This is a genomic window from Nonomuraea sp. B10E15, from assembly GCF_039871615.1.
GTDB lineage: Bacteria > Actinomycetota > Actinomycetes > Streptosporangiales > Streptosporangiaceae > Nonomuraea.
Window position 1 is genome coordinate 100013 of sequence record NZ_JBDPMB010000023.1, and the last position, 25053, is coordinate 125065.

The following is a 25053-nucleotide window of genomic DNA, read 5'->3' on the forward strand; positions in this document are numbered from 1 at the left end:
ACGCGGCGAAGGGGGACGACCAGGATGGGATTGCACGTCGAGAGCCGACCATCCGATTCGCCGTACATCGAGCGGGTGTGGCGCAGCAGCAGCCACGACATCGCCCGGATGACGTCGATCGCGACCGCCCATTGGGAGCTGGTGCTCTGGGAACACCTCGGTCAGGTCAGCGTGGCCGTACGAGGGCCCGAGACGGCGGCGAGCACCGCCCCCGTGCCCGAGGACGCGACGTTCTTCGGGATCACGTTCCCGCTCGGCACGTCCATGCCCCATCTGCCCAGCGGCCGGCTCGTCAACGGCGCCGTGGAGATCCCCGGAGCGACGCGCAGGTCGTTCTGGCTGAAGGGCTCCACCTGGCGCCTTCCCGGCTACGACAACGCCGAGGCGTTCGTCCGGCGGATGGTGCGCGAGGGAGTGGTGGACTGCGACCCCATCGTCGCCACGGTGCTGCGCGGCGCTGCGCCGGACGTGTCAGAACGCACCGTCCAGCGGCGTTTCATGGCGGCGACCGGCCTCACGCGCGGCGCCGCCCAGCGGATCTCGCGCGCCAGGCAGGCGGCGGTCCTGATCCAGGAGGGCACGCCGGTCGGCGACGTGATCCACCGGCTCGGCTATTTCGACCAGCCGCACCTGGCGCGGTCGCTGACCCGCTACGTCGGGCGGACCGCGACGCAGTTGAGCGCCCAGAAGCCGGACGAGCCGCTGTCGCTTCTGTACAAGACGTGAGCGCCCCTCCTGCCTAACCTTCACATCGGCGCGTACGCACCATCCCGTGAACACCTCCGACGACTAGGAACCGAACGATGGCTAAGATCATTTCGAGCTTCTTCATCTCCGTGGACGGCGTGGTCGAGTCGCCGGACCAATGGCACTTCCCCTACTGGAACGACGAGATGGGCGCCGTGGTCGAGGCGAGCATGCGACGCGCGGCGGCGATGCTGATGGGTCGCAAACTGTACGACGAGTGGTCCACGTACTGGACGACGACGGACGCCGACCCGGAAGTGGCCGCGTCGATGAACAACGCCCGCAAGTTCGTCGTGTCCAGCACCCTGGAGAAGGCCGACTGGGACAACACCACCATCGTCTCCGGCGACGTCGCGGCCAGACTGCGCGAGATCAAGGAGGAGGTCAGCGGCGGCGACATCGGGATGTCCGGCTCCGCGACGACCGTGCGGTGGCTGCTGGCCAACGGGCTGCTCGACGAGCTCCACCTGCTCGTCCACCCGATCGCCGTGGGTCGCGGCCAGCGGTTGTTCGAGGACACCCCGACCCACCCGCTGAAGCTGGTCAAGTCGGAGACCTTCGAGACCGGCGTGCTCAACCTGACGTACGTTCCCGACGCCGGCTGAGCACCTGCCACGCGGGTCAGAGCAGCCGTCGCTGCACGACGTCGGCCATGACCGTGGTCACGACGCTCTCGACGGCTCCGGCCTCCGGCGGGGCGCCTTCCCGGCCTGCGTACAGCAGGTGCGCGGACCCGACAAGAGCGAGCGCGAGCGTGTCGACGTCGGCGTCCGCGGCGATGCGGCCCATCTCGCGCTCTTCTGCGAGGTAGGAGGCGATCATGGTGGTGGCCTCGGCCAGGAGCGGGATCCCGGCGGGCAGGGTCCGGCGCAGCCGGGCCCGCAGCTCGTCCCTGAAGGTGATGAGGCCGACGATCGCCACGGCGACCGACTCGAACACCCCGGCCAGCGCTCCGGTGAGGTTGCCGGCGACGGTGCCGGTGCCGGCGGAGGCGCGCAGGGCGGCCGCCTGAGCGTCGATGCGGCCGATGCGGTCGAGGATGAGCTCGGCGAGGAAGGCGTCGAAGTCGGCGAAGTGGCGGTGCAGCACGCCCTTGGCGCAGCCGGCCTCGGTGGTGAGCGCCCTGCTGGTCAGCCCGCTCGGCCCGGCCCGGAGCAGGATGCGCTCCGCGGCGTTGAACAGCTGCTCGCGCACGTCGCGCATGGCCACCCCTGTCGGCACCGCGCGTCCCTCCTCGAACCGTCGCCGGGCACCCCCAGGCTAGACGAGTGGGCGGACGCCCACTATGGTGGGCACATGCCCACTATCCTGCGGGAAAACAACCAGCCCCATCGGCTCCGCCAGGTCGCCGAGTCGTTCGGCACGGACGCCGAACGCTACGACCGCACCCGCCCTCGCTACCCTGACGCCCTGGTGGAGCGCATCGTCGCCGCCGCCCCCGGGCCCGACCTGCTCGACGTCGGCTGCGGCACCGGCATCGCCGCCCGCCAGTTCCGGGCCGCCGGCTGCACGGTGCTCGGCGTCGAGCCCGACGAGCGCATGGCCGGCCTGGCCCGGCGCACCGGAGTCGCATGCGAGGTGTCGACGTTCGAGGCCTGGGACGCCGCGGGCCGGACCTTCGACACGGTCATCGCCGCGCAGGCCTGGCACTGGGTGGACCCGGTCACCGGCGCGGCCAAAGCGGCGGAGGTGCTGCGGCCCGGAGGACGGCTGGCCCTGTTCTGGAACGCGTTCCAGCCTCCGCCCGGCCTGAACGAGGCCTTCGCCGCGGCCTACCGCCAGGTGCTACCCGAGATGCCGGGCTACGACCACACAAAGCCGGTCACGGAGGCGTACACCGCGATGTGCGCCATGGCCGCGGACGGGATGCGCGAGGCCGGCGCGTTCGGCGACCCGGAGCAGTGGCACATCGGCTGGGAGCACACCTACACCCGGGACGCGTGGCTGGACCAGGTGCCCACGCACGGAGGCGGCACCCGGCTCCCGCCCGCCAAACGGGACGAGCTGCTGTCGGCCATCGGCGCCGCGATCGACGCGATGGGCGGCGCCTTCACGATGAGCTACACCGCCGTGGCGGTCACCGCGACTCGAACCGCCTGACTCAGGGCCGCGCCAGGAGACCGGCGAGAGCGTCACGGCTGCTCTGGAGCTCGTCCATACGCTGGTCCATGGTCGCCAGCTCACCGTTCAGGATGTCCCACAACTCGGCGCACCACTCGATGTCCGGACGCTCGCCCCGCGCGCACGGCAACACCGACCGGATCACCTCGGTGGACAGGCCGGCCCGCAGCAAGGCGCGCACCTGCCGCACCGTGACCACGGAATCCTCGCCGAAGTGGCGGTAACCGTTGGGGCCCCGGCTGGTGTCGAGCAGCCCCTGGGCCTCGTAGTAGCGCAGCAGGCGCGCGCTGACCCCGGTGCGCCGGGACAACTCACCGATCAGCATGCGGTTTGACCTTTCCATCGATGTCAGGCCTTAACGTCACCGTGGTAACGGACATTCCACCTGATGAGCATGCTGGAGCGACGTATGTCTTCCTTCGTTGTCCAACGCGACGGCCGCGCGGCGAGTGCCGGCGATCTGGCGCCGCTCGCCTTCGCCGGCTACGCCCACTTCACCGCCATGCAGGTGCGCGGCGGCCGGGTGCGGGGGCTCGACCTCCACCTGGACCGGCTGCGCTCCGCCTCGCTCACGTTGTTCGGCCGGGCCCTGCCCGACGACCGGGTGCGCGCCTGCCTGCGGGCGGCGGTCGAAGCGGGGCCGGCCGACCTCTCGTTGACTGCCACGGTCTACTCCCCGGCTGGCGAGTTCACCGTGGCGGGTCCCGAGGTGGAGCCGGAGCTGCTCGTACGCACCGGGCCCGCCTCGACCGGCCCGCGGGGCCCGCTCGCCCTGGCGGCGATCGAGCACGAACGGTTCCTGCCGGCCGTGAAGCAGGTCGGAGAGGCCGCCAAGACCTATTACCTGCGCCAGGCCGTCGACGAGGGCTTCGACGACGCCGCCTTCGTCGACCACAGGGGGCGGCTCAGCGAGGGCTCGATCTGGAACGTGGCCTTCTGGGACGGCTCGGCGGTGGTGTGGCCCGAGGCCGAGATGCTGGCCGGGACCACGATGGGCATCGTACGCAGGCAGCTGGACCGCCTCGGCGTGCCCCAGCGCGTCGAGGAGGTCACCCTCGCCGGCCTGCCGGCGCTGGCGGGCGCCGTGGTGATGAACTCGTGGACGCCGGGGCTGGCCGTGCACCGGATCGGTGCCGTGCCCCTGCCCGAGGCGCCGTCCTTCGTGGAGGTGCTGCACGAGGCGTACGAGGCCGAACCGCTCACCGCGCCGTAGGGTCGGCGGGCTCGGCGCCGCCCGGCTGCGGGATCGCGACGACGCCGAGGGTGATCTGCCGCCGCCCCGGCCCGGGGGTGGCGTGCGCGAGGGGGTCGATCAGGTCGCGCAGGCGCGCGCGGAGCCGGGCCAGCTCGTCGTCGTCCACCCACACGTGGACGGACGTGTAGGTCAGTCCTTGGGCGACCGGATCATCCGGGTCGCCCTCCAGGTAGGCGTGCGCCTGCGCCATCAGGCCCGTGACGAAGGCGGTCACCGCCCGCTCGTGGTCGCCGGTCGACAACCCCGCCGGATCGGGCACCGCGCCCTGGACGGCGCGCTCGTCCAGCTCGTACGTGTGCTCGACCGCTCCGCGCACCTTGCGCTCGCCGACGACGCGGATGACGCCCGCGTCCACCAGCCACCGGATGTGCCGGTAGAGGCTGCTGTACGGGACGTCCGGCAACGCCTGGCGCAGTTGGGTCCCGGTGCGGGGGCCGAGGGCCAGGATCTGCGCCAGCCGGATCCGGACCGGGTGCAGCACACCGACATCGCTCACGGGCATCCTCCGATCGTCCTCGCGGAAATCGTAGCGCTCCATTGACTCCATTTATGGCTATGGTCTTAAATGTGAGATCAATCGACATGGGGGAATCGCCATGACCATCACCGCATCAGACCTGCGCGAGCGCCTCGCCACACTGGCCGGCCGGCACCGGGTGCCCGGCGCCGCACTCGCGGTCCTGCATGACGGTGCCGTCGTCGAGACGGCCACAGGAGTGCTCAACACCCGCACCGGCGTCGAGGCCACCCCCGACTCGGTCTTCCAGATCGGATCCGTCACCAAGACGTGGACGGCCACGCTCGTCATGCAGCTCGTGGACGAGGGACGGCTGGACCTCGACCGGCCGATCCGCGACCACCTCCCGGAGTTCGCGCTCGCCGACGAGGGCGCCGCCGCGGCCGTCACCCCTCGCCACCTGCTGACGCACACCGCGGGATTCCCGGGAGAGGACCTCGCCGACTACGGCAGGAACGAGGACGCCGTGGCCGCCCTCGTCGCCAACCTGTCCGGCGCGCCCAAGGTGACCGAGCCCGGCGCGCTGTTCTCGTACAACAACGCCGGTTTCGTCGTCCTCGGCCGCCTGGTCGAGGTGCTGCGGGAGGGCGCCTGGGGCGAGGTGACACAGCGTCAGCTGGCCGCTCCGCTGGGGCTGGGAACCGTCGTCACGCTGCCGGAGCAGGCAATCATGCACCGCGCGGCGGTCGGCCACGTCGAGACGGGCCCGGCTCCCGTCTGGTCGCTCCCGCGCGCGCTCGATCCGGCCGGCGGGCTGGCCATGAGCGCCACGGACCTGCTGGAGTTCGCGCGCCTGCACCTGAACCACGGGCTCGCCCCCGACGGGACACGCCTGCTCTCGCGCGCCGCCGTCGAGGCCATGAGCACGCCGCAGGTGACGCCGCCGCCGCTGTCCGCCTTCCCCCGCTCGTACGGGCTGGGCATGGAGGTGCACGACTGGGACGGCGGCACGGTCACCGGCCACTCAGGGGCGACGATCGGGCAGAAGGCCTACCTGCGCATGGTCCCCGGAGCGGACGTGGCCGTGGCCCTGCTCACCAACGGCGGCGCCGCCGACGCGTTCCACGCCGACCTCGTCCATCCGCTGCTGGAGGAGCTGGCCGGCGTGCGCGCCCCCGCGCCGGCCGGCCCTCCGGAGGCCGGGACGCCCCTCGACCACCGCCCGTACGTCGGCGACTTCGACATGGGGCTGGCCACCATCAGGATCGGCCATGACGGGCGGAACGTGTTGACGATGACCACGATCCCGCGTTCCAGCTACGTCGAATCCCTGGTCACGAACCCGGTCACGACGCTGGCCGCGCTCGACGGCTCCCGCTTCGTCGAGGTCGGGCAGCACGGCGGGGAGCGCCTTGAGGTCGTCTTCCTCGACCCGGGACCCGACGGGCGCTTCCGGATCCTGCACAACAGCCGCGCGATGTTGCGCATCTCCTGACGCCGCCACCAGGCAGCGGCGGCACGGTCCCTACGCCGGGGGCACGGCCTGGAGGTGGAGGAGGGCGGACTGCTCGGGGAACAGCGGCGGCACGGCGACGCCCGCGGCGGCCAGCGCCGAGCCGGGCAGCTCGGCGCCGCCGGACAGCCAGGCGGGCGCGGCCCCGCGTGAGGTCACGGGCACGAGCGGGCGGACGCGGTAGACGGTGTCCGGGTCGAGGCCCGGAAGGCGGATGAACCCTGGCGGCCAGGTGGCCGGGCGGTCCAGCACGGCGATCTCGTACAGGGCCTCGCTCGCGTCCGGGGCGACCACGCCGTGCGCCCGCACGCCTTCCGGGGCGTCGTCCAGCCGGACCATCGTGCCGGTGTGCAGCAGGTGCCGGTGCCGCTTGTGCAGGGAGACCCAGCCGGCCAGCTCGTCGAGCTCGGCGTCGGTGAGCGCGGTGAGGTCCCACTCGATGCCGTAGTGGCCGAAGAAGGCCGTCGCGGCGCGGAACGACAGCTCGTGGCGGCGGCCGGTGCTGTGCGAGCGGCCGGCGCCGATGTGGCTGCCGACCAGCTCGGGCGGCAGCAGCTGGGCGGTCCAGCGCATGATCTGCTGGCGTTCGACGGAGTCGATGCAGTCGCTGGCCCACACGCGGTCGGTGCGCTCCAGGATGCCGAGGTCGACGCGGGCGCCGCCGGAAGAGCACGACTCGATCTCCAGCCGGGGGTGGGCGGCGCGGATCTCGTCGAGCAGCCGGTAGACGGCCAGGGTCTGGGCGTGGACCGAGGCGCGGCCCGCGCGGATGGTGGACCCGGCGTCCACGAGGTCGCGGTTGTGGTCCCACTTGATGAAGTCGAGGCCGTACTCGGTGATCAGGGCGAGCAGCCGTTCCTTGATGTGGGAGTAGGCGGCGGGGTTGGTGAGGTCGAGGACCTGCTGGTGCCGGGCGGGCGGGGGAAGGCGGTCGCCGGTCTGCAGGATCCATTCGGGGTGGGCGCGGGCCAGGCCGGAGTCCGGGTTGATCATTTCGGGCTCCAGCCAGAGCCCGAACTCCATGCCGAGCTTCCTGACCCGCTCGACCAGCGGGTGCAGCCCGTCGGGCCACACGTCCGCGTCGACGTGCCAGTCGCCGAGCCCGGCGCTGTCGTCGCGGCGGCCGGTGAACCAGCCGTCGTCGAGCACGAACCGCTCGGCCCCGACCCTGGCCGCGCGCTCGGCGAGGTCGAGCAGGCGGTCCAGGTCATGGTCGAAGTAGACGGCCTCCCACGTGTTGAGCACGACGGGCCGCGGCGTGGACGGATGGGAGGGGCGGGCGCGCAGGTGGGCGTGGAAGCGGCGGGCCGCCTCGTCGAGACCGCGGCCGTAGGTGGCGTAGATCCAGGGACTCTCGTACGTCTCGCCGGTCCGCAGGATGATCTCGCCGGGGAGCAGCAGCTCGCCCCCGCCGAGCATGGTCCGGCCGGTGGCGGTGCGCTCGGCGTAGTGCCGGTGGTTGCCGCTGAAGCCGACGTGCAGGCCCCACGCCTCGCCGCGCTGGAAGCCGGTGCCCGCTGTGGTGGCGAGCAGCACCGTGGCCGCGTCGGCTCCGGTGCGGCCGCGCCGGTTCTCGCGCAGGTGGGTGCCGACGGTCAGGGGCCGCCGCTGCGGGATACGTTCCTTGGACCACCGTCCTGCCTGGTCGAGCAGGTCGGTGGGGTTGCCGGGCACGGGCAGGACGAGGTTGAGCGCGTCCAGCGTGTACGGCAGCCCGTGCCGGTTACGCAGCTCCGCCCGCGCGCGCAACAACCCTGAAGGGTCGAGCTCGACGGTGATCGTGAGGTCGAGCCGGGCGCGGGAGTCCGTGGCGGTCGCGGTGACGCCCTGGCCCGCCCGCTCATAGGTGACGGCGGTGAAGGCGGGAGACCAGTTCTCCCCCTGGTGATGTCCGGACAGACCGGGCATGCCCATCCATCCGGTACGCCCCTCGGGGACCAGCGCCGTGCGCACCGGAACCTCCACGGTCTGGTCGGCCCGAGGCCGCAACTCGGCCGCGAGGTGCCCGAGGGCGTCCTCGCCGAGCGCGCCCAGATCCGGCCCCCAGTACAGGAGCGCGGGCAAAGCGTCGGGCGGGCATTCCAGGACCACGGACACGCCGGCGGCTCTGAAGTGATGCAGGTGCATGAACGGCTTTCTGCTAGGCGGTGCGAAGGTCGGGCGCGGCTGCGCCGGTGATCACCCTTTGAGCCCTCCGCTGAGCAGGTCCAGCCGCCAGAACCGCTGCAGGAACAACATCAGCGCGACGAGCGGGACCACCGACACGGCGGCGCCCACGATGGCCAGGCCGTAGAGGGCGGGCTCGGAGGAGCCCTTGGCCAGCAGGGTGTACAGGCCCACGGTGATCGGGAACTTCCCCTGGTCCGACAGCATGATGTACGGCAGCAGGAAGTTGTTCCAGATGCCCACGAACTGCAGCATGAAGATCGTCACCATGCCGGGGAGCATCATGGGCAGCCCGATGGAGCCGAAGATGCGATATTCACTCGCCCCGTCGATCCTGGCCGCCTCCAGCGTGGCGTCCGGCACCGACGACATGGCGTACACGCGGGCCAGGTAGATGCCGAACGGGGAGATGAGGCTGGGCAGCAGGACCGACCAGTGGCTGCCGACCAGGTTCGTCTCCGACATGATGAGGTACTGCGGGATCGCCAGGGTCATGCCGGGCACGAGCACGCCGGCCAGGATCGCGTAGAACAGCACGCTCCGGCCGCGGAAGTCGTACTTCGCCATGCCGTAGCCGGCCAGCGTGGAGATCAGGGTGGACGCGGCGGCGCCGACGCCCGCGTAGAGCGCGCTGTTGGCGGCCCAGCGCAGATATTGGCCGTCGCCGAAGGCGAACAGGTCGCGCAGGTTGTCCAGCAGCCCCGTCCCCGGCGCGAAGGTGAACGTGGAGAACAGCTCGGCGCTCGACTTGGTGGAGGCCACGATCACCCACACGACCGGCACCAGGCAGTAGAACGCCCCGACCAGCAGCACGACGGTGGGCAGGAGCTTGGCCCGCTGGTGCGGGAGCGCGGCGGCCCTCACTGCATCCCTCCGAACGCCCGCCTCTGGGTGACCTTCAGCAGCACGACCGACACCACGAGCGTGCCCACGGCCAGGAGGACGGATGCGGCCGAGGCGAGCGGAAGGTCGTCGCGGACGAAGGCGTCACGGTAGATCTGCATCAGCGGCACCCACGCTTGGGAGATCTCCGTGGTCATCGGGCTGAGCGTGGTCGGCTCGCCGTACACCTGGAGGGTGCCGATCAGCGCGAACAGGCCGGTGAGCACGAGCGCGGGCGCCACCAGCGGGATCTTGACCCGCCAGGCGATCTGCCATTCCGAGGCGCCGTCGATGCGGGCGGCGTCGTACAGCTCCGCGGGAATGCCGCGCAGCGACGTGAAGATGATGATCATGTTGAAGCCGACGCCGCCCCACACCGCGACGTTGGCCAGCGACGGGTAGATGACGCCCGCGCCCAGGAACGGGATCTCGCCGAGTCCCAGCTCCCGGGTGACGAAGCTGAAGGGGCTGGTCGAGGGCAGGTACATGAAGCCCCACAACAGGGAGGCGGTCACGCCCGGGATGGCGTACGGCAGGAAGATCGCCGTACGCGAGAACCGGCGGCCGCGCGCACCCGCGTAGTCGAGCAAGAGCGCGAACAGCAGCGCCAGCCCGAGCGTCAGCGGCACGCTGATCAGCCCGTAGAGGGCGAGCCTGCCGAAGCCGGCGAAGAACTCCGGGTCGGTCAGCGTCCTGGCGTAGTTGTCGAGCCCGACGAAGACCTCCTCGCGCGTGCCGAAGATGCCCTTGCCGGTCAGCCGCAGGCCGCGGACGCTGAGGTAGAGCGCGTACCCGATGGGGATCGCCAGGAAGGCCACGAACAGCAGGACGGCCGGCGCGACGAACAGGTACGGCGCCCGCGTCCTGCGGCGGGCGCCGGTGCCGGCGGTCATGAGCCGGCGACCTTGAATCCCGTGGACTTCATGTCGTCGACCACGGCCTGCTGCGTCTTCTTCAGCGCGTCGGCCAGCGGCGTCCTGTCGCGGACGGCGGCGGACACGGCGTCCCTGAACACGCTCTCGGCGGTGCTGACGTTCGGCCCCCAGCTGATGTGCGGGATCGTGCTCTGGGCGGCCTTGGCGGCGACCTGCCAGTAGTCCTTCTGACCGGACACCAGCTTCGGCGGCTCGCTGCTGCTCGTCGCCTCCTGCCCGGCCAGCGACGCCGGATATTCGCCCTCGGCGATCTGGAGGTCGTAGGCGGTCTTGTCGGTGTTCATCCACTTGGCGAACGTGGCCGCGGCCTCGACGTGCTTGGAGTCCTTGGTGACGGTGATGGCGCTGCCGCCCTGGAAGGCCACCCGGTCGTCGCCCTCCTTCCACTGCGGCAGCGGCGCGATGGCCCAGTCGCCGGCCTGCTCCTCCGCGATCCCGTACAGCACGCCCGGAGCCCACAGGGCGCTCGGCCAGCTGAGGATCTTGCCCTTGTTGAGCTTGTTGTTCCACTCGGGGGTGAGCAGCGGCTCGGCCTTGACCAGGTCCCTGTCGATGAGGTCCTGCCAGAAGCCGGCCACCTCCAGGGATGGTGCGTCGGCGATGCCGACCGTCCAGGTCGTGTCCTGGACCTTCCACCAGGACGCGCCGGCCTGCTGGGCGAGACCGGCGAAGTTGCCGAACTCGGCGGGGGCGAAGGTGGCGAGATATGCCTCGGGGTCCTTCTTGCGCACGTCGGCGGCGAGCTTCGCGAAATCCTGCCAGGTGACGGGCGGCTTGATCTTCAGCTCGTCGAACCGTTCCTTGTTGTAGACGAACACCATCGGCCCGACGTCCTGCGGGACGCCGTAGACGGCGCCGTCGAAGCTGGTGAGCGTCCACACCTCGGGGCTGAAGGCCTCCTTGACGTCGCCGGTGTGGGGGGCGATGTCGGCGAGCGCGCCGGCCACGATCATGGCGGGCAACGTCTGGTATTCCAGGCACGCGGTGTCAGGGGCGTTGCCCGCCCGGCTCGCCGTGACCAGCTTGGTCGCGGTGTCGGTGCCGCCGCCGACGTCGGTGAGCCGCACCTGGATGTCCGGATGGGCCTTGTTGAAGGCCTCGACCTTCTCCTTCTGGCCCGCGCTCCAGCACCAGTGTTGCAGCGTGACCGGGCCGGTCCCGGCCGCCTGCGTGCCGGCGCTCTCGTTCGTGCCTGACGAGCATGCGGCCAGGAGTACGGCCGTGCCGAGCACCGCGATCGAGCCGGAGACCCTTCTGAAACCCATCCACGCCTCCTTCGGGGCGAAGCAAAGATAGCTTCGCGACAAAGTCAACCTAGAGAACAAGTGAGGCGCATGTCACTACTTGTCCACAAATCGGACCATGCTGATGTACGGAGATCGTCATCGGACCGCCATGTTAGCTTTATCTCAAAGTCAAATCTGGGGAGGCTGGCGTTGAAGGGTGTTGCGCCCCGAAGATGGTTCGGCATGTGGGACGCCCTGCCCGACGCCGCACGCTCCATCGTCAAGGAGCTCATCATCCACGGCCCGCAGTCCAGGACCGCGCTGGCCAAGACCCTGCACCTGTCGACCGGCAGCCTGACCAGGCTGACCAGACCCCTGGTCGACGCCGGCCTCCTCGTCGAGGGCGACGTGGTGCACGACCCCGTCAACGGCCGGCCGACCCGCCCGCTCGACGTCGCGGCGAGCGAGCACCGCTTCCTCGGCATCAAGCTGACCGCCGACCGGATCCACACCGTCATCACCGACCTGCGCGCCGGCGTCGTCGCCGCCCGCGACGAGCCGATCACCGACCACTCCCCCGACGCCGTCTGCCACCAGGCCAGGCGGCTGCTGGACGGCCTGACGGACGGGACCGGCGGGACCGGCAGGGCTGGCGGGGCTGGCGGGGCTGGCGGGACTGGCGGGACTGGCGGGACGCAGATTGTCGCCGCCGGGGTCACGATCGGCGGGGACGCCCGCAGCTCCGCGCCCGTCGGCCGCGAACGGCTGATCGACGCGCCGTTCCTCGGCTGGCGGCAGGTGGCGCTGGAGCCACTGATGGAGCAGGCTCTCGGCCGCCCGTGCGTGGTCAAGAACGACGTGGCCGCGCTGGCCCACCAGCACCACTGGTTCGGCGCCGGACGCGGCCTGCGCGACTTCGCGCTGGTCACGATCGGCGCGGGCATCGGCTACGCCCTCATCGTGCACGACCACCTCGTGGCCGCGGCCGAGGCCGACCTGGGCATGTTCGCCCACCTGGCGCTGAGCCCCGGCGGGCCCATGTGCACGGAAGGTCACCGCGGATGCGCCTCGGCGTACCTGTCCAGCGACTCGATCGAGATCTCCGCCGGGCTCGGGCTGCGGCGGGCGGTGACGTACGAGGAGGTCATGCGGGGCGCCGCGGCCGGCGACCAGGTGTGCCTGGGCGTGGTCCGCGAGGCCGCGCGGGCCCTTGGCAGGCTCATCGCGCACATCACGACGATCTCCATGGTGAAGACCGTGATCCTCGCGGGCGAGGGCGTCGAACTGGCCCGCGTCGGCAAGGACGACCTCGACGCGGCGCTCACCGCGAACCGCCGGGGCGTGCCGGGCTCGGCCGAGGTGGTGATCGAGGCGGACGACTTCCGTGAATGGGCCCGCGGCGGCGCCGTGGTCGCCATCCAGAGTTTCGTGACCGGCAGCGACTAGGGTCCGTCCCCGGCGGGGCGGGGCCGGGTGGGCGCTCCCGAGGGGCGGAGCGCGTCCATGACCAGGTCGAGCAGCCGGCCGGTCTGCTCCCACCTGTCGCTCGCGGCCGTGGACAGGAACACCCCGAGGAGCATCGCGGTGACGTCGTCCGGATCGACGTCCGCGCGGAGCGTGCCGGCCTGCGCGCCGCTCGTGAGGATCATCCCGAGCGCGGCGGTGACGCGCTCCCTGGTGGTCGGTGTCGCGATCCGCCCGGAGGCCCAGCCGGCGCGGAGCGTGTCGACCATCCCGCGCTTCGTCGCGACGAACGCCGCGTAACGGTCCATCCATGCGCGGAGCGCGACCTCGGGCGGCGACTCGTCGAGCAGGGTGGAGGCGCTCGCGGTGACGTCGTCGAGCTCGGCGGCGTAGACGGCCTCGACGAGGGCCTCGCGGGTGGGGAAGTGGCGATAGAGCGTGCCGATCCCGACGCCGGCGTCCCGGGCGATGCCCTCGAGCGAGACGGAGCCCTCCGCGGCCGCGAAGGTGGCCCGCGCGACGGCGATGAGGCGCTCGCGGTTGCGCCGGGCATGGGCGCGGACAGGACGGCCGGCGCTGTCCATGCCAACCGGCACCTCGTCCCTCGACGTCACGGCCACCGGCGTCCCGCGTCCCGGCGGCTCCGGCCGGCTCGCCGGCCACACCGTCTCCCGGGTCGGCTACGGCGCGATGCAGCTCGAGCGCCTGCACGGCGACCGGAGCGCGGCCGTCGCGCTGCTCCGCCGCGCCGTCGACCTCGGCATCGACCACATCGACACGGCCCAGTTCTACGGCGACGGCTTCGTCAACGGGCTCATCCGCGAAGCCATCCGCCCCGAGGACGGCGTCGTCGTCGTGACCAAGATCGGCGCCGACCCCGACCCCGACGGCCCCCTCCCGCTCCGTACCGCGCAGCGTCCCGAGGAGCTCAGGGCGAGCGTCGAGGACAACCTCAGGAGCCTCGGCCTCGACCAGCTCCCCGTCGTGAACCTCCGGCGGCTCGACATCGGCCCCGGCATCCGGGCCGAAGGTGACCAGGTGGTCGACCTCGACGACCAGCTCGCGGTGCTGACGGCGATGCGCGACGAAGGCAAGATCGGCGCGATCGGCCTGGGCAGCGTGACCCTCGACGGGCTGCGCAGGGCGCTCCCGGCGGGCATCGCCTGCGTGCAGAACGCGTACAGCCTCGTGACGCGCGACGACGAGGACCTGGTCCGGCTCTGCGCCGAGGAGGGGATCGCCTGGGTGCCGTTCTTTCCGCTCGGCGGCGCATTCCCGCAGATGCCGAAGGTGACCGACGAGCCGGCGGTCCGCGACGCGGCCGAGTCCATCGGCTGCACCCCGTCACAGGCCGGCCTCGCCTGGCTGCTCCGGCACGCCCCGAACGTGCTGCTCATCCCCGGCACCGCGAACCCCGTCCACCTCGAGGCGAACGTCGCCGCCGGCGCCATCACCTTCGACGACGCGACGCTGGCCGCGCTCGACGCCGTGCCGTCACGCTCCGCCGACATACGGCTCTGAAGCACACCGGAAGAGGTCATCAGGAGTGGAAAGGGGACTCCGGCTCCTTTCCACTTTCAACCTATAGCGCAGCGGGGGGCTTGCGGCAAGACCCGGGTCGTGCCGCACAATCGTCGGCCAAGGCCAGAACACCCTGCGCGAACGGGGGACACGAAGTGCGGGTGCCGTCGCCGGCGTACGGGTTGGTCCGCGCACCCTCAGATCGGAGCTGATGACGTGAACCCGCTGACCACCAGCGCGTTTGACCTTCCGGGCCACCTCGCCCCCAAGGCCGACCCGGCGCTGATCGCCGGCGACGAGCGGCACTTCGCGGCCATCGCCGAGAGCCTCGAGCAGTCGATCGCCGAACTGTCCGACCGCCTCGAAGCCGAGCGCAGGGCCCCCGGCGGCAAGGGGCGGCAGGCGCTGGACCGGGACCTGGAGATCCACCGGCTGACCGCCCGCCTGCGCGCCCTGCGCCGCTTCGGCCTGGACCTGTGCCTCGGGCACATGGTCGGCGCGGACAACCCCGAGCCCGTGTACGTCGGACGGCTCGGCCTCACGGACAGCGCCGGCCGCCGGCTGCTGATCGACTGGCGCTCCCCCGCGGCCGAGCCGTTCTTCGGCGCCACCCACGCCAACCCGATGGGCCTGGCCAGCCGCCGGAGATACCGCTGGACCCGCGGCCGGATCAGCGACTACTGGGACGAGGTGTTCACCCCGGACCAGATCGACGGGCACGCCGCGCTCGACGACCAGTCCGCCTTCATCGCCAGCCTGGGCGGCAGCCGCTCGCCCCGGATGCGCGACGTGCTCGGCACCATCCAGGCCGACCAGGACGCCATCATCCGCGCCGGATCCCGCGGCGCTCTCGTCGTCGACGGCGGTCCCGGCACGGGCAAGACCGTCGTCGCCCTGCACCGATCCGCCTACCTCCTCTACTCCGACCCGCGCCTCGGCCACCGCCGGGGCGGCGTGCTGTTCGTCGGCCCCCACCAGCCCTACCTGGCCTACGTCTCCGACGTGCTGCCCAGCCTCGGGGAGGAGGGCGTACAGACCTGCACCCTGCGGGACCTCGTCGCCGAGGGGGCCGCCGCGGCGATCGAGGCCGACCCGGAGGTGGCCCGCCTGAAGTCGTCCGCGGACCTGGTCAAGGCGATCGAGCCGGCCGTCAGGTTCTACGAGAACCCGCCCACCGAGGGGATGTCGGTCACGACCCACTGGTCCGACATCTGGCTGAGCGCCGACGACTGGGCCGAGGCGTTCGAAGCGCCGGAACCCGGCACCCCGCACAACGAGGCCCGTGACCGGATCTGGGAGGAACTGCTCACGATCCTGGCCGGCAAGCACGACGGCGACGTCTCCCCCGACCTGCTCCGCAGGTCGCTGCTGCAGAACAGGGAGCTGCTCACGACCTTCAACCGCGCATGGCCGCTGATCGAGGCGTCCGACCTGGTCGGAGACCTGTGGACGGTGCCGGCCTACCTGCGGAAGTGCGCCCCCTGGCTCGGCCGCGAAGACGTCCTGCGGCTCCAGCGCGACAACGCCCAGGCCTGGACGGTGTCCGACCTGCCGCTCCTCGACGCGGCACGGCAACGGCTCGGCGACCCGGAGGCGTCACGGCAGAGGCGCCGCAGGGAAGCGTCCGTCGCCGCCGAACGCGAGCGCATGGCCGGCGTCGTCGACCACCTGCTCGAGGCCGACGACGACGGCGAAGGCGTCGTGACGATGCTGCACGGACAGGACCTGCGGGACGCCCTGGTGGACGAGGACGCGCTGCCCGGCACCGAACCCGACCTGCTCGCCGGCCCGTTCGCCCACATCGTCGTGGACGAGGCCCAGGAACTGACCGACGCGGAATGGCAGATGTTGCTGCTGCGCTGCCCGTCCAGGAGCTTCACCATCGTCGGGGACCGCGCCCAGGCCAGGCACGGGTTCACGGAGTCGTGGCAGGAACGGCTCGGACGGATCGGGCTCGACCGCGTCGACCTGGCCTCGCTGAGCATCAACTACCGGACGCCGGAAGAGATCATGGCGGAGGCCGAGCCGGTCATCCGGGCCGTACTCCCGGACGCCAACGTGCCGACCTCCATCCGCAGCAGCGGCGTCCCCGTCGTCCACGGATCCACCGCGGACCTGAGCTCGATCCTCGACACCTGGCTCGCCGCCCACGCCGACGGGACCGCCTGCGTCATCGGCGACCCCGCATTCCCGGAGGCGCCCCGCGTCCGGTCACTGACCCCGGAGCTGGCCAAGGGGCTCGAGTTCGACCTCGTCGTACTCGTCGACCCGGAGGCGTTCGGCACGGGCGTCGAAGGAGCGGTCGACCGCTACGTCGCCATGACCCGGGCGACCAGCCGGCTCGTCATCCTCACGAGCGCCTGACGCCGGCGCGCCGATCAGGCCGGCCGGGGGATCGGCCAGAACTGGAAGCAGTACTCCTTCACATCCGACGCCATCCCTTCGGCCGCCATCTCGTCCGGATCCCGAAGCTCGTACATGATCGCGCGAAGTCTCCAGTACGCCTGCCGCCGCCCCAGGTCGAAGCACGGGTGCGCGCTGCGGACGTGACGATGTCGTCCATCGCTGCGACGCGTTCCGACATTCCCGTGCCTCCCTGCCAACCGCTGCGGCCCAACCTTGGGGACGATCATGCACCAAGCGGATCACCCGGACGGACACGAGTACTCTGGGCCTGTGTGCACATACGCGGAGGTCACCTACAAGGTCCACTATGTGTGCGTCCCGTGCCGGCAGAGCCGCAAACTGGCCTGGGACGGCGCGGAGCACCTGTGCACGCGCTGCCGCCAGCCGATGATCTTCGCCGGCCACGACTTCGCCGCGCCGCGCAGGACGAAGGACCGCGAATGGGCGGCCGTCGCGGCCGTGCTGGGAGCGGGACTGCGGTACGAAGGCTTCGAGACGTGCGGTTGCGGGAGCGAGCCGAAATACCGCCCGCGCACGAGCGCGCAGGTGCGGGCCCGGCGCCGCATCGCGGCCCGCAGAGGGCTGGCCGACGCCCAGGCACTGGCGCTGCGCGACCCTGGCGACGCGTAAGCCAGGACGACGTGGCACGATGGCCGGACCGCGATCTCCGAGGACCCGGACCGGAACTCGTGGTCCGCCGGCAACGACCATTCAGACCGTACACCCGCAGCGGAGGAGAACCCCCGGTATGGCCGTCATCCACCGTACCGCCCTCAAGCCGACCAAGCTGGAGCTTCTCACCTCCTGGCTCCCCTCCCGGCCGTGGTATCTCGGCGGGGCGGGCGCACCTCATCTGTCCAAGGCCGGCGGCTTCCGGCTGGACGACCCGCAGGGTGCGGTGGGAATCGAGTTCATGGTGGTCACCGATGCCTCCGGCGCCCACCTGACCAACTACCTGGTGCCGCTCACCTATCGCGGCGGCCCGCTCGACGGGGCTGAGCACGCCCTCATCGGCACCATGGAACACGGCGTGCTGGGGCGGCGCTGGGCCTACGACGGCTGCCACGACCATGTGCTCCTCGCCCAGTTGGAGGCCCTTATCGAGGGCCGCGTCCAGGCCCAGGACCAGAACACCAGCGACACCCCCGACCGGGAGGTCACCCGGTCCTACAGCGGTGCCGGCCTCACCGGCTTCACCACCGCCACCGACGACCAGGACGGCACCCTGCTGCCCGCGTCGCAGGCTACGGCCCTCCGCTTGCACCGGGCCCTGCGTCCTTCGCCGGACGACGCGTCTTCCCTTCCACCGCAGGCGCTCGGCCACGTCGCCGGCTCCTGGCGGATGCCGGACGGCTCCCGGGCCCGGGGGTTGTTCGTCGTCCTGCACCCTCGTACGTAGGTCTCCGCGCGCCGCCGGGAATGAGCGTGCCTCACGCAGTGCGGACTAGAGCTCCCGGCGCCGCCTCGCGACGTGGACGGTGATGTCGGCGGCGATCTCGACCGTCGCGGGCAGCGCCCGCATGATCCGGCTGAACACCTGCTCCTGCTCCACGGCCGGCAGGACGAGATAGGCCGAGACGGTCGAGAGATAGCCGACATAGTCGCGGGCGCTCATCGTCAACCGCCGCTCGACCACGGACTGCCGGACATCGGCGAACCACGGCGACCGCTGGAGCTCCGTACCCGGCCACTGCATGGCCTCCTCCGGAGGCGTCCCGTCGGGAGACGGAACCTCGTCGCTGGCCAGGAACGGCGACCGTGCCACGCGAACGGCCTCCTCCACAGCCGGGTCAGCCAGCCGGACAGGACCGCCGAACGACGCGAACACGCCGCCCGGCCCGAGCAGCGCGGCCACGCGGGACCACCGCTCCTCCGGGTCCGTCCAGTGCAGCGCCGCCGCCGCATAGACCAGCCCGTACGTCTCGCCGGGTCGCAGGTCCTCGAACGCGGCCCGCACGGTGCTGACGCTCGCAGGCACGTGCTTGCGCAGTTCGGCCAGCATGGCCCCGTCGGGATCGGTCGCGGTGACGATGATCCCTCGCTCGGCGAAGAGGCGGGTCGCCTTGCCTGTGCCGGCGCCGATCTCGAGGGCGGTCAGAACGGGCTGAGCCGCGTACGCCATCACCATGTCGGCCAGCCGCGCCGGATAGCCCGGGCGGAACCGTTCGTAGGCCTCCGCCATCACCCCGAAGCTCAAAGCGCGATTGGACATGCCGAGCATCCTGGCACAAGCCCCCGGGCTCAGCGGCATACCGCCGATATACCGCCCTTCCCTAACGTCTGACCGGCCGGAGTCGATGCACCCGGACCCATCGGGCCGGGAGAAGGAGAGATCGCACGCAATGCGGAAAATCGTGGGGCGCATCGCGTCCGTGGGAACTGTCGCCCTGGCGGCGTCGGCCGCGCTCGTCATGGCCGCCTCCAGTGCCCAGGCGGCGGGCTACTGGTCGAAGGACGCGCCGAGGTACGCCACAGGCGTCGGCAACCTGACGACGAAGAGCGTCACCGTCGCCAAGAAGACCTACACGCTGCAGCTCCGTTCGGGTAAGTGGGGTGCGAACACCTACATCTGGGCTCGCGTCCCGAAGAACTCCGGAGCGAACGGCAACCATCTCTGGCTGTCGGTCTACGACCCTTCGAAGGGGAAGTGGCAGGACTCGCCGCACCCGCTGTCGATCAAGAACACGACCTACAGCCAGGCACACCGGGCCAAGGCCAACTGGCTGTACAAGGCCTGCACGAAGCAGCCCGGCCTCGGTGGCAGCGCGGCCAAGTGCACCAGCACCTGGAGGGTGTGACGTCCTGATCCGCGAACCGTCCTGAACGGCACGCGGTGGCGAAGGGCCTCGGATTCCCCGGGGCCCTTCCTCATGTCGAACGTGGGCATACTGCCGTTCATGACGATAGAGACGGTTGTTCTGACCGGCGCCGCCGGACGGGTCGGAAGTGTGCTGCGCGAGCCGCTGCGCCGGCGGCTGCGCAGGCTGGTCTCGGTCGACCGGGTGGCGGTGACCGATCGAGGGCCGAACGAGGAGATCCGCAGGACGTCGCTGGCCGGCGTCGAGGACGCGATGTCGGTCATCGGCGGCGCCGACGCGGTCGTGCACCTGGCGGGGGTGCCGGACGAGGCGCCGCTCGCCGACCTGCTGGAGGGCAACGTCCTCGGCTCTCACCACGTCCTCGAGGCGGCGCGGCGGGCAGGGGTAGGGCGCGTGGTCCTGGCCGGCAGCAACCGGCTGACCGGCTGCTATCCGGCCGCGCGAACCGTCTCGCCCCAGCTGCCGCCCCGCCCCGACGGCCTGTACGGCGTCAGCAAGGTCGCCGTGGAGGCTCTGGGGCGGCTGTACGCCGACAAGTTCGGCATGGAGGTGGTGTGCCTGCGGATCGGCAGCCTCGAACCCGAGCCGACCGACCCCCGGCACCTGGCCACCTGGCTCAGCCCGCGCGACTGCGCCGGGTTCGTCTGGTCCGCCCTGACCTGTCCGGGCATCACCTTCACGGCGGCCTACGCGGTCTCGGCCAACACCCGCCGCTTCTGGGAGCTCGACGAGCAACTCGGCTATCAGCCGCAGGATGACGCGGAGGTCTATGCGGACCGGATCCCCGGAGTGAGCGACTATTTCGCCGGTGACCCGCTGCAGGGCGGCGTCTACGCCACCGCCGACTACACGATCCGGCACGCTCTCGACCCGCGCTGACGGCTCCCGGCGCGCCTCGTTCACGAAGCGAGGGTGATCGCGGCCAGCTCGCGCCAGTCCCTCCGCCCGCCGTCACGGGTCGCCTCGGCGAACACGGTCTCGCCGAGGCGGTTCCGCGCCTCCGCGGCGATCCGGGAGGCGTCCGGCTGCGAACGGTCCGGCGTGCCGCGCACGCCGTCGCTCGCCGCGAGCAGGCGCACGGCCTGCTCGTACTGTCCCTGGCGCAGCGCGAGATCCGCGATCCCGATCAACATCTCGGCGATCGTCGGTGGATAGGTGCGCTCCGTGGACCGGGCGGCGCGCAACGCCTCGGCCCGATAGGCGCGGGCCTGTTCGAGATCGTCGGTGAGGTAGGCGTACAGGTGCATGGTCATGGCGCGGACGGTGTCGGTCATCTCCGCGTCGCCCAGCACCGCCCGCACCGTGGCCAGGTGCTCGCGCACATTGTCCGGCTCGCCGCGCCAGCGCGCCAGCTGCGCCTTCGAGAGCGCCAGCTCGACGAGCGCGTCCGGCCAGGCGATCCCGCCCGCGCACCGCTGCGCCTCCGCCATGGCGGCCATGCTGGCCCGCTCATCGCCGAGCAGCCAGTAGAGCTGGGCCAGCCGCGCCCCCACGCCGACCACGTCCTCGGTCGCGCCCACCTCGGTCAGCGCCACGACCGCCTCTTCGTAGTGCTCGCACGCGCGTACGAGCTCGCCGCGCGTGGCGAGCCGATCGGCCAGGAAGGTCAGCGCCAGCGAGATCCCCATCCGGTCGCCCAGCGTGCGGAACTCGGAAAGGGCGGTCTCGGCGTCGGTGTCGACGTCGGTCTCGTCGCCGCCGAGCGTGAGCCGGAACCGGCCACGCGTGAGCCTGGCCTGCGCCCGCACCCAGGGATCGTCACCGGCGATGAGCGGCTCGAACGCGGGCAGGAGCTCAGCCGGGCCCTGCAGCGTCAGCTCCAGCACCCTGGCGAACGCGAGCAGCGGATGGCGCGACCCGCTGCGCCGGGCGTACCGGTGCGCCTCCTGGATCCACTCCCGCGCCTGGTACTGGTCGCCGCTGACCCCGGAGGTCATGAACACGGACACCATGAGGTACGCCAGCGCCCGCACCTCGTCGTCGACCTCTCCGGGCAGCGCGGTCGCCGCGATGCCCAGCTCGGCGCCCTCGGCCCTGTGCCCGCTGAGGAAGTAGTACCAGCCCGCCACCCCGACCAGCCGCATCGCCTCCTCGGCCCGTCCCGCGGCGATCGCCCCGCGCAGGGCCGCGCTGATGTTGTCGTGCTCGGCCTCCAGCGTGGACAACCATTCCAGTTGCCCGGCCCGGCGCAGGTGCGGATCGGCCGTCTCGGCCAGCTCGGTGAAGTAGGCGAGGTGCGCCCGGCGCGCCGCCTCGGTCTCCCCTGCCTCGGCGAGCCGGGCCGCCGCGTATTCCCTGATGGTGTCGAGCATCCGGTAGCGCGGCGCGCCGTCGCCGTCTTCTGCGAGCAGCAGCGACTTCTCGATCAGCGCGGTCAGCAGTTCGAGCACCTGCTCCCCGGTGACCGCCTCGTCCCGGCACACCCGTTCTGCCGCTTCCAGGCTCGCGCCGCCGGCGAACACCGACAACCGGCGCAGCACGCCGCGCTCGGCCTCGGTCAGCAGGTCCCAGCTCCAGTCCACGACCGCGCGGAGCGTCCTGTGCCGGGCGAGCGCCGTACGGCTGCCTCCGGTCAACAGGCGGAAACGGTCATCGAGCCGGCGTGCCAGCTGATCGACGGACATCGTGCGCAGCCGCGCCGCGGCCAGCTCGATCGCCAGCGGCACCCCGTCGAGCGCCCGGCAGATCCGGGCCATGGCCGCCAGGGTGCGCGCGTCGGAGCCGATGTCCTTGCGCACCAGATGCGCGCGGTCCCGCAGCAGCCGCACCGAGGGCGAGGCGCCGGCCTCGGACGGGTCCGCCTCCTTCGCGGGCAGCGCGAGCGGCTCGACCTGCCACAGCACCTCCCCGGTGATGCCGAGCGGCTCCCTGCTCGTGGCCAGGATCCGCAACCTGCGGCACTCCCCCAGCAGCCGATCGGCGAAAGCCGCGGCCGCCTCGATCACGTGCTCGCAGTTGTCCAGGACCAGCAGGATCGAGCGCTCGCGGACCGCGGCGACGAGCCGATCCATCGCCTCCCCGCCCCGCGCGCCACCGAGCAGCGGCTGGTCACGCAGGCCGATCGCGGTGAGGGCGGCCTGCGCCAGCTCCCCACCCGCGCGTACCGAGGCCAGCTCGACCAGCCACGCCCCGTCCGGCAGCTCGGAGAGCATCGTCCGCGCGGTCTCCGTGGCCAGCCTGGTCTTGCCGGAGCCGCCCGCCCCCGTCAACGTGACCAGCCGGTGCCTGGCGGCCAGCCCCGCGACCGCGGAGAGCTCATCGTCCCTGCCGACGAAACTCGTCAGCTCGGCGCGCAGGTTGGTCCTGCGGTGCTCCGCCCGCTCGCCCAGCTCGCCCCGCAACACCGCGGTGTGCAGCGCGGAGAGCTCGGCCGACGGGTCGGCCCCCAGCTCCTCAGCGAGCCGCTCGCGGGTGCGCTGGTAGAGGGTCAACGCCTCGTTCCCGCGCCCGGCCTCGGCGAGCGCCCGCATCAAGGCGGCCACGAACCCCTCCCGCAGCGGGTACGCGGCGACCAGCCCGGTCAGCTCGGAGACCAGCTCCGAACCACGGCCGAGGCGGAGGTCGGCATCCACCCGATCCCCGAGCGCGGCGACGTGGAGCTCCTCCAGGCGCGCGACGGCGGCGTCGAACGTGTCGCCGCCCTGCAGGGCGATGTCCGCCATGGGCGCGCCGCGCCACAGCGCCAGGGCCGAGCGCAGCAGCTCCGCCCGCGCCGCGGGCTCGGCGGCACGGGCCTGGCCGACCAGCTGCTCGAACCGGCACACGTCCACGGCGTCGGGAGCCACGGCCAGCCGGTAGCCGCCCGACTCCGCCTCGATCGCGCCCTCCGGCAACACCCTGCGCAGCCTGGACACCAGCGCCTGCAGAGCATTCACCTCGTCCGCGGGCGGCCGGTGCCCCCAGATCCAGTCCACCAGCCTCGCCCGGGTGACGATCCGGCCGGCGTGGAGGGCGAGCGCTGCCAGCAGCGCGCGCAACCGGACGCCAGGAACCTCCACGACGGCCCCGTCGCGGTCGCGCACCGCGAACGGTCCCAGCAAGTCGACGCGCACATCAGCCATTCTGCCCAACCGCGACGGCCTCCCGAGCCGGTCCGGCCGCGGCCTGTCAGCGGCCGTGTCAGCACGGCGACAGCCCGATATCAGAGCCGTCGGCGAGGGTGGGACCCATGGAACACACCGTCTCCGCCATGCCGACCGCCCGCCGGCCCGGCTGTCCGTTCGACCCGCCGGCAGAGCTGATCGAGGCCCGCGAGCACGGCCCGATCAGCCGCCTCCCCTTCCCCGACGGACACCAGGGCTGGCTGGTCACCGGTTATGACCTGGTCCGGTCGGTCCTGGCCGACTCGCGGTTCAGCTCGCGCAAGGAGCTCATGCGCCACCATCCGATCATCGACTACGGCGACATCGAGGTCCCTCCGGCGCCGCCCGGCGAGTTCCTCCTCATGGACGAGCCGCGGCACAGCCGCTACCGCAAACCGCTGGTGGGCAAGTTCACCGTGCGGCGGATGCGACTGCTCACCGAGCGCGTCCAGCAGGTCACCACCGAGCACCTGGACGCCATGGAGCAGGCCGGGCCGCCGGCGGACCTGGTGACCGCCTTCGCCAAGCCCATCCCCGCCGTCATCATCTGTGAGCTGCTGGGCGTGCCGTACGAGGACCGGAGTTCCTTCCAGGAGCACATCGACAAGTTCCTCGGCGGGGAGGCCAGTGACGAGGACCTGATCGCGGCCTACACCGCGACCCAGCAGTACCTCGCGGAACTGGTCGCCGCAAAGCGCGCCGACCCCACCGACGACGTGCTCAGCGACCTGCTCGACAGCGACCTGACCGATGAGGAGCTACGCGGGATCGCCCTGATCCTGCTGTCGGCCGGGTTCGACACCACCGCGAACATGCTGGCGCTGGGCACGTTCGCGCTGCTGCGCAACCCGGCGCAGCTGGCCGCGCTGCGCGCCGATCCCGCGCTCGCCGACCGGGCCGTGGAGGAGCTGCTGCGGTATCTGAGCGTCGCCAAGATGTTCATGCGCACCGCGCTGGAGGACGTCGAGCTGGGCGGCCACACCATCAAGGCCGGTACGGCGGTCATCCTGCAGTACAACGTCGCCAACCGCGACCCCGAACGCTTCGCCGCCCCCCACACTCTCGACCTGCGCCGGCAGGACGGCGGGCACCTGGCCTTCGGCCACGGCATCCACCAGTGCCTGGGCCAGCAGCTGGCCCGGGTGGAGATGCGGGTCGCCTTCACCGCGCTGCTCGCCCGCTTCCCCACCCTGCGCCTGGCCGTACCGGCCGAGGAGGTCGCCCTGCGCCCGGAGACCGCCGACATCTACGGGGTCAAGAGCCTCCCGGTCACCTGGGACACCGCCGGCTGACGGCGACCATGAACCGGTTCGGGATCTCGACTAACCGGGGATCCGCCGGCAGCGGAGCAGCTGGTCGCTCTCCTTGGCCCTCCGTGCCGGCGTGACCCCGAAGCCTCTCAGGCCGCGCCCTGGTCGGAGGGCGCGGCTCGACGCGCGCTGCCGAACGGCCGGCGGCG

The 25053-nt window shown here is 71.8% G+C and carries 23 protein-coding genes; 13 read left to right on the forward strand and 10 right to left on the reverse strand.

From position 1 onward, the window contains the following. The first annotated feature begins 24 nt into the window (after nucleotides 1-24). Entirely contained in the window at nucleotides 25-726 is a 702-nt protein-coding gene (locus ABGB14_RS40890) for a helix-turn-helix domain-containing protein (protein ID WP_347649240.1), read from the forward strand. Nucleotides 727-803: 77 nt separating this feature from the next. After that, nucleotides 804-1352 (forward strand): dihydrofolate reductase family protein, encoded by a 549-nt coding sequence (locus ABGB14_RS40895; protein ID WP_347649241.1) that lies wholly within the window; start codon nucleotides 804-806, stop codon nucleotides 1350-1352. A gap of 16 nt (nucleotides 1353-1368) precedes the next feature. On the opposite strand, the gene ABGB14_RS40900 is transcribed toward ABGB14_RS40895, so the two are convergent. Continuing rightward, nucleotides 1369-1968, reverse strand: coding sequence for a TetR/AcrR family transcriptional regulator (locus ABGB14_RS40900; protein WP_347649242.1), 600 nt, complete (start codon nucleotides 1966-1968; stop codon nucleotides 1369-1371). Nucleotides 1969-2043: 75 nt separating this feature from the next. Between ABGB14_RS40900 and ABGB14_RS40905 the strand changes: the two genes are divergently transcribed. Beyond that, nucleotides 2044-2847 (forward strand): class I SAM-dependent methyltransferase, encoded by an 804-nt coding sequence (locus ABGB14_RS40905; protein ID WP_347649243.1) that lies wholly within the window; start codon nucleotides 2044-2046, stop codon nucleotides 2845-2847. Nucleotide 2848: 1 nt separating this feature from the next. Here ABGB14_RS40905 and ABGB14_RS40910 read toward each other — a convergent pair whose 3' ends face one another. Continuing rightward, nucleotides 2849-3193, reverse strand: a complete 345-nt coding sequence (locus tag ABGB14_RS40910) for a MerR family transcriptional regulator (RefSeq protein ID WP_347649244.1) — start codon at nucleotides 3191-3193, stop codon at nucleotides 2849-2851. A gap of 84 nt (nucleotides 3194-3277) precedes the next feature. Between ABGB14_RS40910 and ABGB14_RS40915 the strand changes: the two genes are divergently transcribed. Then, nucleotides 3278-4081 (forward strand): aminotransferase class IV family protein, encoded by an 804-nt coding sequence (locus ABGB14_RS40915; RefSeq protein WP_347649245.1) that lies wholly within the window; start codon nucleotides 3278-3280, stop codon nucleotides 4079-4081. Here ABGB14_RS40915 and ABGB14_RS40920 read toward each other — a convergent pair. Continuing rightward, on the reverse strand, nucleotides 4068-4619 hold the full coding sequence (locus tag ABGB14_RS40920) for a helix-turn-helix domain-containing protein (RefSeq protein ID WP_347649246.1): 552 nt from the start codon (nucleotides 4617-4619) through the stop codon (nucleotides 4068-4070). The two genes, ABGB14_RS40915 and ABGB14_RS40920, sit on opposite strands and share 14 nt — an antisense overlap. Before the next feature lie 100 nt (nucleotides 4620-4719). Here ABGB14_RS40920 and ABGB14_RS40925 point away from each other — a divergent pair, with 100 nt between their 5' ends. Next, nucleotides 4720-6075 (forward strand): serine hydrolase domain-containing protein, encoded by a 1356-nt coding sequence (locus ABGB14_RS40925; RefSeq protein WP_347649247.1) that lies wholly within the window; start codon nucleotides 4720-4722, stop codon nucleotides 6073-6075. Nucleotides 6076-6105: 30 nt separating this feature from the next. On the opposite strand, the gene ABGB14_RS40930 is transcribed toward ABGB14_RS40925, so the two are convergent. From ABGB14_RS40930 to ABGB14_RS40945, 4 genes are read right to left on the reverse strand one after another with little or no spacing between them, the layout of a single operon-like run. Then, nucleotides 6106-8220 (reverse strand): alpha-galactosidase, encoded by a 2115-nt coding sequence (locus ABGB14_RS40930; protein WP_347649248.1) that lies wholly within the window; start codon nucleotides 8218-8220, stop codon nucleotides 6106-6108. A 51-nt stretch (nucleotides 8221-8271) separates the two neighbouring features. Continuing rightward, nucleotides 8272-9123, reverse strand: coding sequence for a carbohydrate ABC transporter permease (locus ABGB14_RS40935; RefSeq protein WP_347649249.1), 852 nt, complete (start codon nucleotides 9121-9123; stop codon nucleotides 8272-8274). Next, entirely contained in the window at nucleotides 9120-10034 is a 915-nt protein-coding gene (locus tag ABGB14_RS40940; RefSeq protein WP_347649250.1) for a sugar ABC transporter permease, read from the reverse strand. Before ABGB14_RS40940 ends, ABGB14_RS40935 begins: the two co-directional genes overlap by 4 nt. Then, the gene (locus tag ABGB14_RS40945; RefSeq protein ID WP_347649251.1) at nucleotides 10031-11341 is read right to left on the reverse strand and encodes a sugar ABC transporter substrate-binding protein; all 1311 of its coding nucleotides are present in this window, start codon (nucleotides 11339-11341) and stop codon (nucleotides 10031-10033) included. The genes ABGB14_RS40940 and ABGB14_RS40945 overlap by 4 nt, the downstream gene beginning before the upstream one ends. Before the next feature lie 204 nt (nucleotides 11342-11545). On the opposite strand from ABGB14_RS40945, the gene ABGB14_RS40950 reads away from it, so the two are divergent. Continuing rightward, nucleotides 11546-12748 carry an ROK family transcriptional regulator gene (locus ABGB14_RS40950; RefSeq protein WP_347649252.1) on the forward strand — a complete coding sequence of 401 codons (1203 nt, stop codon included), beginning with the start codon at nucleotides 11546-11548 and terminating at the stop codon, nucleotides 12746-12748. Here the strand turns inward: ABGB14_RS40950 and ABGB14_RS40955 are convergent. Beyond that, entirely contained in the window at nucleotides 12745-13350 is a 606-nt protein-coding gene (locus ABGB14_RS40955) for a TetR/AcrR family transcriptional regulator (protein WP_347649253.1), read from the reverse strand. The genes ABGB14_RS40950 and ABGB14_RS40955 overlap by 4 nt on opposite strands. Here ABGB14_RS40955 and ABGB14_RS40960 point away from each other — a divergent pair. From ABGB14_RS40960 to ABGB14_RS40975, 4 genes are all read left to right on the forward strand, one after another. Continuing rightward, nucleotides 13349-14287 (forward strand): aldo/keto reductase, encoded by a 939-nt coding sequence (locus tag ABGB14_RS40960; RefSeq protein ID WP_347649254.1) that lies wholly within the window; start codon nucleotides 13349-13351, stop codon nucleotides 14285-14287. The genes ABGB14_RS40955 and ABGB14_RS40960 overlap by 2 nt on opposite strands. 216 nt (nucleotides 14288-14503) lie before the next feature. After that, nucleotides 14504-16651 (forward strand): RNA polymerase recycling motor ATPase HelR, encoded by a 2148-nt coding sequence (helR, locus tag ABGB14_RS40965; RefSeq protein WP_347649255.1) that lies wholly within the window; start codon nucleotides 14504-14506, stop codon nucleotides 16649-16651. A 312-nt stretch (nucleotides 16652-16963) separates the two neighbouring features. Further along, nucleotides 16964-17323 carry a hypothetical protein gene (locus tag ABGB14_RS40970; protein ID WP_347649256.1) on the forward strand — a complete coding sequence of 120 codons (360 nt, stop codon included), beginning with the start codon at nucleotides 16964-16966 and terminating at the stop codon, nucleotides 17321-17323. A gap of 118 nt (nucleotides 17324-17441) precedes the next feature. Continuing rightward, nucleotides 17442-18092 carry a 1,4-alpha-glucan branching protein gene (locus ABGB14_RS40975; protein ID WP_347649257.1) on the forward strand — a complete coding sequence of 217 codons (651 nt, stop codon included), beginning with the start codon at nucleotides 17442-17444 and terminating at the stop codon, nucleotides 18090-18092. Between the two features lie 45 nt (nucleotides 18093-18137). On the opposite strand, the gene ABGB14_RS40980 is transcribed toward ABGB14_RS40975, so the two are convergent. Continuing rightward, nucleotides 18138-18905, reverse strand: coding sequence for a class I SAM-dependent methyltransferase (locus ABGB14_RS40980; RefSeq protein ID WP_347649258.1), 768 nt, complete (start codon nucleotides 18903-18905; stop codon nucleotides 18138-18140). A gap of 130 nt (nucleotides 18906-19035) precedes the next feature. Between ABGB14_RS40980 and ABGB14_RS40985 the strand changes: the two genes are divergently transcribed. Then, entirely contained in the window at nucleotides 19036-19491 is a 456-nt protein-coding gene (locus ABGB14_RS40985; RefSeq protein ID WP_347649259.1) for a hypothetical protein, read from the forward strand. A gap of 99 nt (nucleotides 19492-19590) precedes the next feature. Beyond that, nucleotides 19591-20391, forward strand: coding sequence for an NAD(P)-dependent oxidoreductase (locus ABGB14_RS40990; protein WP_347649260.1), 801 nt, complete (start codon nucleotides 19591-19593; stop codon nucleotides 20389-20391). 20 nt (nucleotides 20392-20411) lie between these two features. Here the strand turns inward: ABGB14_RS40990 and ABGB14_RS40995 are convergent, their stop codons facing one another. Then, nucleotides 20412-23573, reverse strand: coding sequence for a BTAD domain-containing putative transcriptional regulator (locus ABGB14_RS40995; RefSeq protein WP_347649261.1), 3162 nt, complete (start codon nucleotides 23571-23573; stop codon nucleotides 20412-20414). 107 nt (nucleotides 23574-23680) lie between these two features. Here ABGB14_RS40995 and ABGB14_RS41000 point away from each other — a divergent pair, with 107 nt between their 5' ends. Then, entirely contained in the window at nucleotides 23681-24886 is a 1206-nt protein-coding gene (locus ABGB14_RS41000) for a cytochrome P450 (RefSeq protein ID WP_347649262.1), read from the forward strand. Nucleotides 24887-25053 lie beyond the last annotated feature (167 nt).

Coding starts and splice junctions, on each gene's coding strand:
- ABGB14_RS40890 (WP_347649240.1), top strand. CDS start 25: ATGGGATTGCACGTCGAGAGCCGACCATCCGATTCGCCGTACATCGAG.
- ABGB14_RS40960 (WP_347649254.1), top strand. CDS start 13,349: ATGCCAACCGGCACCTCGTCCCTCGACGTCACGGCCACCGGCGTCCCG.
- ABGB14_RS40945 (WP_347649251.1), bottom strand. CDS start 11,341: ATGGGTTTCAGAAGGGTCTCCGGCTCGATCGCGGTGCTCGGCACGGCC.
- ABGB14_RS40915 (WP_347649245.1), top strand. CDS start 3,278: ATGTCTTCCTTCGTTGTCCAACGCGACGGCCGCGCGGCGAGTGCCGGC.
- ABGB14_RS40895 (WP_347649241.1), top strand. CDS start 804: ATGGCTAAGATCATTTCGAGCTTCTTCATCTCCGTGGACGGCGTGGTC.
- ABGB14_RS40940 (WP_347649250.1), bottom strand. CDS start 10,034: ATGACCGCCGGCACCGGCGCCCGCCGCAGGACGCGGGCGCCGTACCTG.
- ABGB14_RS41000 (WP_347649262.1), top strand. CDS start 23,681: ATGGAACACACCGTCTCCGCCATGCCGACCGCCCGCCGGCCCGGCTGT.
- ABGB14_RS40975 (WP_347649257.1), top strand. CDS start 17,442: ATGGCCGTCATCCACCGTACCGCCCTCAAGCCGACCAAGCTGGAGCTT.
- ABGB14_RS40905 (WP_347649243.1), top strand. CDS start 2,044: ATGCCCACTATCCTGCGGGAAAACAACCAGCCCCATCGGCTCCGCCAG.
- ABGB14_RS40955 (WP_347649253.1), bottom strand. CDS start 13,350: ATGGACAGCGCCGGCCGTCCTGTCCGCGCCCATGCCCGGCGCAACCGC.
- ABGB14_RS40980 (WP_347649258.1), bottom strand. CDS start 18,905: ATGTCCAATCGCGCTTTGAGCTTCGGGGTGATGGCGGAGGCCTACGAA.
- ABGB14_RS40995 (WP_347649261.1), bottom strand. CDS start 23,573: ATGGCTGATGTGCGCGTCGACTTGCTGGGACCGTTCGCGGTGCGCGAC.
- ABGB14_RS40950 (WP_347649252.1), top strand. CDS start 11,546: ATGTGGGACGCCCTGCCCGACGCCGCACGCTCCATCGTCAAGGAGCTC.
- ABGB14_RS40930 (WP_347649248.1), bottom strand. CDS start 8,220: ATGCACCTGCATCACTTCAGAGCCGCCGGCGTGTCCGTGGTCCTGGAA.
- ABGB14_RS40985 (WP_347649259.1), top strand. CDS start 19,036: ATGCGGAAAATCGTGGGGCGCATCGCGTCCGTGGGAACTGTCGCCCTG.
- ABGB14_RS40910 (WP_347649244.1), bottom strand. CDS start 3,193: ATGCTGATCGGTGAGTTGTCCCGGCGCACCGGGGTCAGCGCGCGCCTG.
- ABGB14_RS40925 (WP_347649247.1), top strand. CDS start 4,720: ATGACCATCACCGCATCAGACCTGCGCGAGCGCCTCGCCACACTGGCC.
- ABGB14_RS40990 (WP_347649260.1), top strand. CDS start 19,591: ATGACGATAGAGACGGTTGTTCTGACCGGCGCCGCCGGACGGGTCGGA.